This window comes from Tahibacter harae, from assembly GCF_024437735.1.
GTDB classification, from domain to species: Bacteria; Pseudomonadota; Gammaproteobacteria; order Xanthomonadales; family Rhodanobacteraceae; genus Tahibacter; species Tahibacter harae.
In genome coordinates this window covers 18912-29369 of sequence record NZ_JANFQO010000026.1, presented here as the reverse complement: position 1 = coordinate 29369, position 10458 = coordinate 18912, and the positions used below count along the sequence as shown (strand labels likewise).

Annotated in this window: 13 protein-coding genes; 10 read left to right on the top strand and 3 right to left on the bottom strand. The window is 68.7% G+C overall.

Annotation, left to right across the window (positions count from 1 at the left end; translation table 11 throughout):
• Positions 1-235 precede the first annotated feature (235 nt).
• Positions 236-1360 (bottom strand): helix-turn-helix transcriptional regulator, encoded by a 1125-nt coding sequence (locus NM961_RS21050; protein WP_255916398.1) that lies wholly within the window; start codon positions 1358-1360, stop codon positions 236-238.
• A 400-nt stretch (positions 1361-1760) separates the two neighbouring features.
• Between NM961_RS21050 and nudE the strand changes: the two genes are divergently transcribed.
• The 3 genes from nudE to mazG are packed head-to-tail and all read left to right on the top strand — an operon-like array spanning position 1761 to position 3940.
• Positions 1761-2321: an ADP compounds hydrolase NudE gene (gene nudE / locus NM961_RS21045; protein ID WP_255916397.1), complete on the top strand. Its 561-nt coding sequence runs from the start codon at positions 1761-1763 to the stop codon at positions 2319-2321.
• Positions 2318-3121 carry a 3'(2'),5'-bisphosphate nucleotidase CysQ gene (gene cysQ / locus NM961_RS21040; RefSeq protein WP_255916396.1) on the top strand — a complete coding sequence of 268 codons (804 nt, stop codon included), beginning with the start codon at positions 2318-2320 and terminating at the stop codon, positions 3119-3121. The genes nudE and cysQ overlap by 4 nt, the downstream gene beginning before the upstream one ends.
• Positions 3122-3139: 18 nt before the next feature.
• Positions 3140-3940, top strand: a complete 801-nt coding sequence (gene mazG / locus NM961_RS21035; RefSeq protein ID WP_255916395.1) for a nucleoside triphosphate pyrophosphohydrolase — start codon at positions 3140-3142, stop codon at positions 3938-3940.
• A 498-nt stretch (positions 3941-4438) separates the two neighbouring features.
• Here mazG and NM961_RS21030 read toward each other — a convergent pair whose 3' ends face one another.
• On the bottom strand, positions 4439-4882 hold the full coding sequence (locus tag NM961_RS21030; RefSeq protein ID WP_255916394.1) for a hypothetical protein: 444 nt from the start codon (positions 4880-4882) through the stop codon (positions 4439-4441).
• A gap of 149 nt (positions 4883-5031) precedes the next feature.
• Between NM961_RS21030 and NM961_RS21025 the strand changes: the two genes are divergently transcribed.
• Both NM961_RS21025 and NM961_RS21020 read left to right on the top strand, forming a co-directional pair.
• Positions 5032-5337 (top strand): Mpo1-like protein, encoded by a 306-nt coding sequence (locus tag NM961_RS21025; protein WP_255916393.1) that lies wholly within the window; start codon positions 5032-5034, stop codon positions 5335-5337.
• Between the two features lie 47 nt (positions 5338-5384).
• Positions 5385-5732 (top strand): DMT family protein, encoded by a 348-nt coding sequence (locus NM961_RS21020; protein WP_255916392.1) that lies wholly within the window; start codon positions 5385-5387, stop codon positions 5730-5732.
• A 133-nt stretch (positions 5733-5865) separates the two neighbouring features.
• On the opposite strand, the gene NM961_RS21015 is transcribed toward NM961_RS21020, so the two are convergent.
• Positions 5866-6186: a PilZ domain-containing protein gene (locus tag NM961_RS21015; protein ID WP_255916391.1), complete on the bottom strand. Its 321-nt coding sequence runs from the start codon at positions 6184-6186 to the stop codon at positions 5866-5868.
• Between the two features lie 140 nt (positions 6187-6326).
• Between NM961_RS21015 and NM961_RS21010 the strand changes: the two genes are divergently transcribed.
• The 5 genes from NM961_RS21010 (at position 6327) to NM961_RS20990 (ending at position 10445) form a co-directional block, all read left to right on the top strand.
• A complete protein-coding gene (locus NM961_RS21010; RefSeq protein WP_255916390.1) occupies positions 6327-6953 on the top strand; it encodes a hypothetical protein in 627 nt (208 codons plus the stop codon).
• 1156 nt (positions 6954-8109) lie between these two features.
• Positions 8110-9054 (top strand): hypothetical protein, encoded by a 945-nt coding sequence (locus tag NM961_RS21005; protein ID WP_255916389.1) that lies wholly within the window; start codon positions 8110-8112, stop codon positions 9052-9054.
• Between the two features lie 3 nt (positions 9055-9057).
• On the top strand, positions 9058-9606 hold the full coding sequence (locus NM961_RS21000; RefSeq protein ID WP_255916388.1) for a GTP-binding protein: 549 nt from the start codon (positions 9058-9060) through the stop codon (positions 9604-9606).
• Positions 9603-10007 carry a roadblock/LC7 domain-containing protein gene (locus NM961_RS20995; RefSeq protein ID WP_255916387.1) on the top strand — a complete coding sequence of 135 codons (405 nt, stop codon included), beginning with the start codon at positions 9603-9605 and terminating at the stop codon, positions 10005-10007. The genes NM961_RS21000 and NM961_RS20995 overlap by 4 nt, the downstream gene beginning before the upstream one ends.
• Positions 10008-10136: 129 nt before the next feature.
• Positions 10137-10445: a hypothetical protein gene (locus tag NM961_RS20990; RefSeq protein WP_255916428.1), complete on the top strand. Its 309-nt coding sequence runs from the start codon at positions 10137-10139 to the stop codon at positions 10443-10445.
• The last annotated feature ends 13 nt before the right edge of the window (positions 10446-10458 follow it).

Sequence of the window (10458 nt, the reverse complement as noted above, 5' to 3'; positions counted from 1 at the left end):
GCGCGGCACGTGTGCGGAAAGGCCGCCGGTATCCGCGGCACTGCGCGCGCAGCTGTCACTCCATGGCGGCGCTGGACAGGAGGACGGGCGCGGGCCGCCATCGCTGCACCGGCGTCGGGCGCTGCACTTCCCGTCGCGTACGCGACGTTCCGGACTTTCCACGATTCCGCGCCACTGATCCTGGTTCCGCATCGCGCACGCGGGGCTCCAGGCGCGGGCGATCCGCGCGGCGGACTCAATCCACCAGCCGCCCCTCCATTGCCAGCCGCAGCACCAGCGCCGCCTGGCTGCGCGTGGCGGTCTTGGCGAACATGTTCTTGAGGTGGGCGCGCACGGTGTTTTCGGCCATGCCCAGGGCGGCAGCGACCGAGACCGCATCGCCGTGTTCGAGCAGGGCGGTGCCGACGCGGCATTCCGAGCCGGTCAGGCCGAAGCGTGTGCGCCAGTCCAGGGCGAGCTGGCGCCGGGAAAAGGTGCCCTCGCACAGGCGCAGCAGCCACAGGCGGCCGCCGGCCGCGGTCGCGCCGCTCACGCCGATGCGGGTCGCTTCCAGCCGCAGCGGAACCGGATCGCCGCTGCCGCGGATGCGGAAGCGGCCTTCGGCGGCCAGCGCGTCCTGCACCAGCTGGTTCCAGCCCTGCTCGAAGCTGTCGCGCTCGGCGCCGCTGGCGCTGAGGCGGCCGCGGCTTTCCACGATACCGTCGCCTTGCTGCAGCCGCGCTGCGGCGCGCTGGTTGGCGTAGACGACGCGGCGCTGGTCGTCCAGCAGCAGCACAGGGAACGGCAGCTGGTCCATGGCCTGGCGGAACAGGTCCAGGCTGAGCGTGGCGCCCTCGAAGAACTCCAGCATGTGCAGGGCGCGGCCCAGATGGCTGCGCACTGCCGCGATCAGCGCGCGGTGGCGCGCCTGGTAAGGGCCGGCGCGTTCGCCGCGCGCGGTGACCAGGGAGGCGTAGCGGCGGCCGTCGCCGGCGACCAGGACGCCCAGGCTGTAGCGGCAGCCCAGCGGGGCATAGAACTCGCGGTAGTAGTCGGTTTCGACCAGCTCGTCCCAGGGCATGATGTCCTCGGAGCTGACGATGCGCCCGGCCATCAGTTCGCCCAGGCCGCGCTGCAGCAGCGGGGTGCGGCTGCTCCAGCGCCGGTTGTATTCGCCCGGCCAGTGGCGGTCCAGGCCGGCGGCGCTCTCCATCACTGCGCCGCCGGGCACGGGGTCGTGCACGAACAGGGCGGCGACGAAGTCGCCCATCAGTTCGGCGAAGGCCTGGAAGGCTTCATCCAGCGGCACCTCGCGCGCCGCCGCCGCATAGATGCGGTCGATCACGGGCAGCAGGGCGGCGGGGTCGGAAACAGCGGTCATGCAGGGACTGGCCTGCGGCGGTGGAGACGCCGCACGCAGGTAGGCTGTCGCCGCAGCGGCGGTTCTCCCAGCCGCTGCGGTACGCGATCGGCGAATCGCGGACTGCATCACGAAAACCAGGCCGCCGCGGGACGCTTCCCTGCGCCGCCGCCGCGGGTGACGGCGGCCCTTGCAGGGGAATGGGTGCCGGCCGCCGTCGGGCCCAGCATCGGCCGCTGCCGCCGCCGCGGCAATCGGGGAAAACCTTCTGGCCCGGGGCGTGCGCGGCCTCACATGCGCTGAAGCCGGCAGCCCGCGCCGCCTGTTCCCGCTTGCGGCATGCGCCGCTCGCACGCGAGGAACGGGCGGCGCGGGGGCTTATTGTCTACGCAGCTGCACCGACTCTGCGTAGAATCGGGCCATGCGCGAACGCCCCAAGATCCACGCCACCCGCACCGCCGACACCAGTGGTTTCCTGCACGTAGAGGAAGTCGACCTGGAATTCTCCAATGGCCAGCGCCGCACCTACGAGCGTCTCAAGGGCTCGGGTCTGGGCGCCGTCATCATCGTACCCATGCAGGACGACGACACCGTGCTGCTGGTGCGCGAATACGGCGTCGGCGTGGACCGCTACGAACTGGGCCTGCCCAAGGGCCGCCTGGATCGCGACGAGACCGTGGAGCAGGGCGCCAACCGCGAACTCAAGGAAGAAGTCGGCTTTGGCGCGCGCCATCTGCGCATACTCACCACCTTGTCGCTGTCGCCGGCCTACATGACCAGCATGACCCACGTGGTGCTGGCGCAGGAGCTGTATCCGGAGCGGCTGCAGGGCGACGAGCCGGAGGAACTGGAAGTGATTCCGTGGAAATTGTCCGAATTGCACAAATTGCTCGGGCATGAGGAAGTCAGCGAAGGCCGTTCCATCGCCGCCCTGTTCATCGCGCGCGAATACCTCGCCGGCCGCTTCAGGCCCGGCGCATGAGCCTGCCCGATCTGGAAACCCTGTGCCTGGACGTATGCGCGCTGGCGCAGCAGGCCGGGACGGCGATACTTGAGGTCTACGACAGCGATTTCGCCGTCGAGCACAAGGAAGACCGCTCGCCGCTGACCGCGGCCGACATCGCCTCGCACCGGGTGATCCTGGCCGGCCTGTCGCGGCTGACGCCGCAGCTGCCGATACTTTCCGAGGAATCGGCCGAGATCCCGTATCTGGAACGCGCGCGCTGGACCCGCTACTGGCTGGTCGATCCGCTGGACGGCACGCGCGAGTTCGTCAAGCGCAACGGCGAATTCACCGTCAACATCGCCCTGATCGAACAGCAGCGCCCGGTGCTGGGCGTGGTGCAGGCACCGGTCACAGGCGAATTGTGGTTCGGCTGGCAGGGCGGCGGCGCCTTCGGCCAGACCGGCGCCGCGGCCGAGCCGCGCCGCCTGCGCACGCGGCCGCGCGCGACGCCGCTGCGGGTGCCCGGCAGCCGCTCCCACGGCAGCGAGCGCGAGGCCGAATTGCTGGCGCGCACCGGCGACTACGAAAAGCTGCCGCTGGGCTCGTCGCTGAAATTCTGCCGCATCGCCGAAGGTCAGGCCGACCTCTACCTGCGCCTGGGGCCGACCTCGGAATGGGACACGGCCGCCGCCCAGTGCGTGCTCGAACAGGCCGGCGGCGGCGTGATCGATTTCGCCGGCAACCCGCTGCGCTGCAATGCGCGCGAATCCCTTCTCAACGGCGATTTCATCGCCTACGGCGATCCGTCCACCGACTGGGCGCGACTGTTCGCCTGAACCTCCGCCGGAATCCGCATGGCCGACATAGCCGAGCTGCTGCGCATCATGGCCGCCCTGCGCAATCCGCAGGGCGGTTGTCCCTGGGATCTGGAACAGGATTTCGCCTCGATCGCGCCGTATACGATCGAGGAATCCTACGAAGTCGCCGACGCCATCGACCGCAACGACATGCCGGCGCTGTGCGACGAACTGGGCGACCTGCTGTTCCAGGTCGTATTCCATGCGCAGATGGCGCAGGAAGCCGGGCATTTCGGCTTCGCCGACGTGGTGGAGGCGATCTGCGGCAAGATGCTGCGGCGTCACCCGCACGTCTTCGGCGGCAGCGCGGTGGCCGATGCCCAAGCGCAGACCGTCGCCTGGGAAGAGCACAAGCGCGCCGAACGCAGCGCCCGCGGCGAGGCCGATCGCAGCGCCCTGGCTGGCATCTCGCGCGGCCTGCCGGAATGGCAGCGCGCGCTGAAACTGCAGAAGCGCGCGGCGGCGGTCGGCTTCGACTGGCCCGACGCGGCGCCGGTGTTCGACAAGCTGCACGAGGAACTCGATGAGGTGCGTGCCGAATTCGCCGGCGGCGATCCCGCACGCCTCAGCGACGAGATCGGCGACCTGCTGTTCGTCTGCGTGAACCTGGCGCGGCATGCCAAGGTCGACGTGTCCGCCGCGCTGCGCGGCGCCAATGCCAAGTTCGAGCGCCGCTTCCGCCGCATGGAGCAGCTGGCCGGCGAGGGCGGCCTGGCCGCGCTGGATCTCGCCGCGCAGGACAGGCTCTGGGATGCAGCCAAGGCCGAGGAACGCGCTGCTCCGCCGATGGCGGAGTGAGATCTTCCGCAGCGCGCTCTGCAAGCGCGCTACGCCTGGTGCCATTCACAGCCGCCGGACGCGGCGCTGTGCCACGGCCTCATCGGCACCGGCAATTTGCGACAGCGCGAACGTAGTGGCTGGATTCGCCCTGCTGCCGCGCCGTATTCCGCGCAGGACAGGATGCGGTTTGCGGCCGGGAAAAGCGCGACTGCGACGGCACAGCGGATCGCTCGCCGCAACGCGCCGCGCTGGCGGTATCAAAGTGGATCAATCCACAAGAAAAAAGAGCGGGCGCCGCAGCGCCCGCCCTGGCTGCGCCACGCCGATGGGGGCGGCGTGGCGCGGGGGTGGAAGGTATGAGGAGACGCGCCTTCCGGTTACTAAGATGCGGCAGGCGCCGCCGGGGTTGCAGTGCCGGACTATGCAAGGGCGCGCAATTCGGCGGCGCGCTGCGCCGGCGCTGTTGCAGCTGTTGCCGCCGCGCCGGCGTGCCTGCGGCTGCGCAGTCGCGTGCGCTTACTGCTGCGGCAGACGCTGCAGGTTCTCCTCCAGGCTTTGCCGCAGCGTGGCGATGGCCTTGTCCGCGTCGCCCGGCTTGAGTTCGTTGCGCGCGATGCGGCGGAAGGCGAATTCGCGCACCGCCGGATTCTGCGTGCGTGCGAGCACGTCGCGGTACAGCGCGGGGATTTCCTGGGCGCGGCCGTCGAGCAGGTAGAGACGTTCCAGTTCGCGCAGATTGCGCAGGGTCGCGCCCACCGGCGTGTTCATCCAGGCGCCGCGCTGGCCGCGCGGACCGCGGTGCGGCCGGGCCGGCGTGTCGTCGGTGCCGGTATTTGTCTGGATTGCCGCGGGTGCGGCGCTGTTCGGCGCGGCCGCCCGGGCGGCGGGAACGGCGACGAAGGCGGCGCCGGCGAGGGTGAGCAGGGCAGTGGCGGCGGTGGCGAGGATCAGGCGTGACATGGAAGGCTCCGGGCTGGGGTTGCCCCTGTCACAACGGCCGCGGCGGCCGGGCGTTGACGTCTGGCGACGGCGCGGCGTTGGCGCTATCGTTCCGTTGCCGCGGCGTTCAGCCGTCTCCGCCGCCGCCGGCTCTACTGGAGCGCCGCCGCATGTCCCAGCCTTTCACCAGCTTCCGCGAGTTCTACCCGTATTACCTCGGCGAGCACAGCAATGTGGTGTGCCGGCGCCTGCACTATCTGGGCAGCACGCTGGCCCTGGCCTGCCTGGCGCTGGCCGTGGTGCAGACCAATGCCTGGTGGCTGCTGGGCGCGCTGCTGAGCGGCTACGCCTGCGCCTGGATCGGGCATTTCTTCTTCGAGAAGAACCGCCCGGCCACCTTCCGCCATCCGTTCTACAGTTTCGCCGGCGACTGGGTGATGTTCCGCGACATGCTCACCGGCCGCATCCGTTTCTGAACCGGCCGGCGGCATAATCGGGCCCGACCTTTTCCGGCCCTACCGCCATGCATCCCATACTGAGCAGTGTCGCCCTGCTGGTCCTGAGCAATGTGTTCATGACCTTCGCCTGGTACGCCCACCTCAAGGAACTCAACAGCAAGCCCTGGATCGTCGCCGCGCTGGCGAGCTGGGGCATCGCCCTGTTCGAATACCTGCTGCAGGTGCCGGCCAACCGCATCGGCTATACCGCGCTCAGCGTGGGCCAGCTCAAGATCATGCAGGAGATCATCACCCTGGCGGTGTTCGTGCCCTTCGCGATCTTCTATTTGAAGGAACCGCTGAAGACCGACTACGTCTGGGCCGGCCTGTGCATGCTGGGCGCGGCGTATTTCATGTTCCGCGACAAGCTCTAGCGCGGACGAGGTTCCGCGCGGTTGCCCCGCGGCATGGCGGACGCCGCGCCGAGCGGCGTTGAAGCCGGCGGCCTGATTTCAAGATCCATGTGCTGCAAAATGTGACGCAGCTCACGCTTCGGCGCGCTCCGCGCTATTCGTGCTCGATGAAACGCGATTCGTACAGCACCGCTGCGATGCGTTCGTCCTGGCCGGGGCTGAACTCCAGTCCCAGGTCGTCCACGCCCACGCGCACTACGCGCACGCGGATGCCGAGCACGGTTTCCTGGTCGAAGATCAGCAGCAGCAAGCATTCCGTGGCGACCGGCAGGTTCCAGTTGCGCGGCAGCGCCACGCGGGCGCCGCCCTGGGAGAGATCTTTCACTTCGCTGAGATAGCCCTGGTCGTCCAGCACCAGCATCGCGGCGGAAAATACCGACAGACGCGGGTGGCGACGTTTCTCGGCGTAGCTCATGCAGCCTCCTTGGCCGTAGTTTCAGGGGACCTGCAGCGGCGGCGCGACGGTCACGGGCTGTTTCGACGATAGAAGCCCGCCACGCGATTGGCAAGCCGAGCGCCTACAATCGGCAGCCACCTCCCAGCGCAGGCACGCCCATGCATCCTTCATTCCCGCACCGGATCCGCGCCGCCGCAGCAGCGGCTGTTCTTCTCTTCGGCGGCTCCGCCCTGGCCGGCGGCTACGTGCTGGAGCTGGACGGGCGCCGCGTGGAGCTGGACCTGGACCAGCCGGCCGAGGCCGTGCTCGCCGACGGCAAGCGCGTCACCGTGCGGCTGGAGCGCAAGGCCGAGCAGGTCTACCGCGAAAAAGGCCTGAGCTTCGCCCATCCCGCTACCATCCAGCCCTCGGCCACCGACATCAATGCGCAGGTGCGCCAGCTCATGCTGGTCTCGGCCAACGGCAACGGCGTGATCCTGCAGCGCTACAGCGGACTGGATCCGACCGCGCTGATCGACCTCATGGTCAAGGAAATGACCGATGAGGAAGTCGCCGCCGGCTATGAACGCAAAATCACCCCGGATACCCAGAAGCTGGCCGACGGCCGCCAGCTGCGCGGCAAGCTGGCCCGCACCGAGTCGGCCGACGAGGCGTGGGACCGGCACATCCTCGCCATCGGCGACGAGCGCGGCGGCTTCCTCGTGGTGACCATGATGGAGCGCGACCGCGAGCCGGCCGATGTCGCCATGCTGCAGCGCTTCTGGGCCAGCCTGGTCCTGGAATGAACCGCGATGCCGGGCCGGCGCGACGCATCAGCCGGCCGGCGCCGCGCGCCACTGCGGATGCGTACACAGGCGACCAGTACACCGGCCGCGGCGAGTGTGCGCGGCTTCACAATTCCCGGCGCTACCCGCAGCAATCCCGGCACAGCGTAATAACGCAGTAGGTCGCTCCGCCACGGCGGACGCGGGCCAGACCAGTGATCGGTAGCAGCAACGGGCGCCGCACATCGCGCCGGCCGCGGCCGGATCGGCACCGGCGTGCGGCATCCGCAGGGCAAAGCCGGCGCCGGACAGCAGCGGGAACAGGCGGGCCGCCTTCACGTTGCCGTGAAAATGTGACTTCGAGCACGCTTTCGCCGGACAGGCCACGGCGCGGCTGCATCCGCCGGCAACCGGCGGCAAAGCGGAAAGTCGCGCAAGTTCACCAGCTAATACGCCGAACAGCGCGATACCGCGCAGCGCATCCAGCACATCCTGCCGCTGCGCGCCGGCGCAATCGGACCTGCGTTTGCGGCAGAGGGCATTCCTGCCCCCTGTGTTCGAGTGGCTGACGCCGGAGAAAAATTCGAAGATAGTGTCAGCTGCGGCACCGCCACCCAGCCGCGCGATTCGGCGACTGCCGGCAGCGCGCCGGCCGCTGGATGTATTTGTCTGTCAAAAGCATCGCGGCCGCGGGAACTGCATTGCGCGTGTTGCAGCCGGCCCGGCGCACCCAATGGTCTATCTTGCCGATCGCGTCGCGCGTGCTTCGCCTGCGCTGTGCCTCAGTGAATCAACCGCTTGCGCAAAGGCGTGCAGGCGAGCTGCGACTGGATCGCATTTGGCCGCGTTTTTTCAACACGTCCGCTCTGGCGTCCGCCGCTACAAGAGCTATGATGCAGGCAACGAATGCGGTTCCCGCCGTTCGTCGAATGCGACAGAAACGCCACATTCCTGGCACGCCTGATGCTTGGGGCCGGGGCTGTTGTTTTGATGCCGCATTCCGCAAACCTGTACAAAGTATTTTTTGCGGTCTAGACTGGCTGCGCTCCACGCGGGAAGAAAAAACCGGAAAAAACCGTGCTGCGCCGCGAACGGAAGGCGGTGCAGAGACTGGTTTCGGTGCTCGTCCCGTGGGCTTGCGAGTTCCGGCCTCAGGCAAGAGATTCAGGGGATTCAAATGAGGACGCGCAAAATCGCCGCCGTCGGACTTGCGGACGACGCCGGCCACGCTTTCAGCTCGATGCTGAAAGTCCTGAACGGCCATGCCAGCGCGAACTGGACAGTGTCCGCGCCGGAAGAGGCTGATGTGCTGATGGCCGGCCCGCACGGCGGCGACAGCGAGGCCCAGCGCTGGGCGCGCACCGAGAAGCCGCTGATCGCCGTGTACGAAGGCTCGGCCTTACGCCCGCTGACGCCTTACACCCTGCACCATCCCTTCCGCGTCATGCAGCTGCTGGCCGTGCTCGACGAGATCGAGCTGGTGCTGGCGAAGGGGCCGGCCGAGGCCGCGCGCGGCGCGGCGGTCGATCCGGACTGGAGCTTCGCCGAATCCCTGCGCCTGCTGTCGCGCTGCACCGCCCGCGGCGAACTGCATGCGGCCGGCAGCGGCCCCGCGCGCATCTATGTGCGCGACGACATTTCCGTCTACTACGCCAGCCGCGAGATGTGCAGCCGCCTGCGCAGCCACGCGCCGCTGCTGCCGGCGCTGCGGCTGACGGCCGAACAGCCGCCGGCCGCGTTTGAAACCCGCCCCGCGTTCGAGCTGGCCTGGTTCGCCGGCCTGCACGGGCCGGCTACGCTGGCGCCCTGGCTGGATGCCCACGCGGCCTACCGCCTGCGCCGCTGGCCGGATTTCGGCATGGTGCGCGCAACCCGCGCCCAGCTCGCCCTGGCCGCGCTGCTCACCCACGCGGCGCATACGCGCACACGCCTGGTGCAGCTGTCGCAGCAATCTGCCGATGCGGTCGATCGTTTCCTGAACGCCTGCGCCATGGCCGGCGTGCTGGTCGGCACCAGCGAAAACACGCCGGCGGCCGAGGCCTCGACGTTCATCGCCTCTTCCGCGGCGCGCCTGGGCGGACTGATCCGCGGCCTGCGCAACCGCCTCGGACTGGCCGGTTGAAGCATGAGCGAAGAATTCAAGATCATCTTCAGCGGCCCGATGGGCGCCGGCAAGACCACCGCCATCGCCGCGATCAGCGATGAAGCGCCGGTGTCCACCGATGTGGTCAACACCGACCGCGCCGCCTTCGACAAGGAACTGACCACCGCCGGTCTGGACTACGGCCGCATCGAGATCGATGCGGAGACCAGCGTGCGCCTGTACGGCACGCCGGGCCAGCTGCGCTTCCGCTTCATGTGGGACATCCTCGGCCACAACGCCGCGGGCGTGGTGATCCTGCTCGACGCCAGCCAGGCCGATGCCCTGGTCCAGCTCGATGCCTTTGTCGAAGCCTTCGGCGCCGGCAAGCGCGCACCGCTGGTGATCGGCGTGGGCCGCTGCGCCGAGCCCGGCGCACTGGCGCTGGACGCCTTCGCCCAGCGCCTGGAAAACCACGGCCTCAACCTGCCGCTGTTCGGCGTCGACGTGCGCCGGCGCGAGGACGTGCTGCTGCTGGTCGATACCTTGCTTTGCCTGCTTGAAGTCAGCGACCCGGCGAGGTTGCACGCATGAGTGCCGGACCGCGTTTCGGCCGCGTCGCCACCGGCATGGCGCAGAAGCACCTGGATACCTTCGCCCAGACTACGCCCGGCGTGGTCTCCGCGGTGCTGATGAGCGCAGACGGCTTCGAGATCGTATCGCTGCAGGTCGGCAAGGGTGGCGCTGCACGCCTGGCCGCGATGGGCAGCTCGCTCTCGGCCATAGGCTCGGCCATCGCCAAGGAGGCCGGCATCGTCGAATGCAACCGCATGGTGATCGAGTCCGACAGCGGCACCGTGGTGATCATGAACGTGCCCGAGTCGCGGCCGCCCATGTCGCTGGCGGTGATTGCCAACGACAACTCCATGCTGGGTCAGCTGCTGTGGTCGGCGAAGACCTGCTGCGCCGCCATCGCGCGGGCCTTTCGCGAGTGATCGGCGGCGGCCCGGGCACCGGGGCCGGTTCCGTCCTGTCGTCCAACCCGGTGCCTCGTCAGAAAGGAGGAGAGTGCTGTGGCGAATATCAACGATAGTCTCGCGACACTGCTGCAATCCGATGGCGCGATGTGCGCCGCCCTGGTCGACGCGAACAGCGGCATGTCGCTGGGAAAGATCGGCAGCGGCCTTGACCTGGATCTGGCCGCTGCCGGCAACACCGAAGTCGTGCGCGCCAAGATGAAGACCATGAAGAGCCTGGGCCTGAGCGACGCGATCGAGGACATCCTGATCACGCTGGGCAAGCAATACCACATCATCCGTCCGGTGGCGTCCAAGCCCGGCCTGTTCTTCTACCTGGTGCTGGACAAGGGCAAGTCCAATCTCGCCCTGGCGCGGCGCAACTGCCAGGATGTGGAGCAGGCACTGACGATGTGAAACGGCGCCGCCG

Coding starts and splice junctions, on each gene's coding strand:
- NM961_RS21050 (WP_255916398.1), bottom strand. CDS start 1,360: ATGACCGCTGTTTCCGACCCCGCCGCCCTGCTGCCCGTGATCGACCGC.
- nudE (WP_255916397.1), top strand. CDS start 1,761: ATGCGCGAACGCCCCAAGATCCACGCCACCCGCACCGCCGACACCAGT.
- cysQ (WP_255916396.1), top strand. CDS start 2,318: ATGAGCCTGCCCGATCTGGAAACCCTGTGCCTGGACGTATGCGCGCTG.
- mazG (WP_255916395.1), top strand. CDS start 3,140: ATGGCCGACATAGCCGAGCTGCTGCGCATCATGGCCGCCCTGCGCAAT.
- NM961_RS21030 (WP_255916394.1), bottom strand. CDS start 4,882: ATGTCACGCCTGATCCTCGCCACCGCCGCCACTGCCCTGCTCACCCTC.
- NM961_RS21025 (WP_255916393.1), top strand. CDS start 5,032: ATGTCCCAGCCTTTCACCAGCTTCCGCGAGTTCTACCCGTATTACCTC.
- NM961_RS21020 (WP_255916392.1), top strand. CDS start 5,385: ATGCATCCCATACTGAGCAGTGTCGCCCTGCTGGTCCTGAGCAATGTG.
- NM961_RS21015 (WP_255916391.1), bottom strand. CDS start 6,186: ATGAGCTACGCCGAGAAACGTCGCCACCCGCGTCTGTCGGTATTTTCC.
- NM961_RS21010 (WP_255916390.1), top strand. CDS start 6,327: ATGCATCCTTCATTCCCGCACCGGATCCGCGCCGCCGCAGCAGCGGCT.
- NM961_RS21005 (WP_255916389.1), top strand. CDS start 8,110: ATGAGGACGCGCAAAATCGCCGCCGTCGGACTTGCGGACGACGCCGGC.
- NM961_RS21000 (WP_255916388.1), top strand. CDS start 9,058: ATGAGCGAAGAATTCAAGATCATCTTCAGCGGCCCGATGGGCGCCGGC.
- NM961_RS20995 (WP_255916387.1), top strand. CDS start 9,603: ATGAGTGCCGGACCGCGTTTCGGCCGCGTCGCCACCGGCATGGCGCAG.
- NM961_RS20990 (WP_255916428.1), top strand. CDS start 10,137: ATGTGCGCCGCCCTGGTCGACGCGAACAGCGGCATGTCGCTGGGAAAG.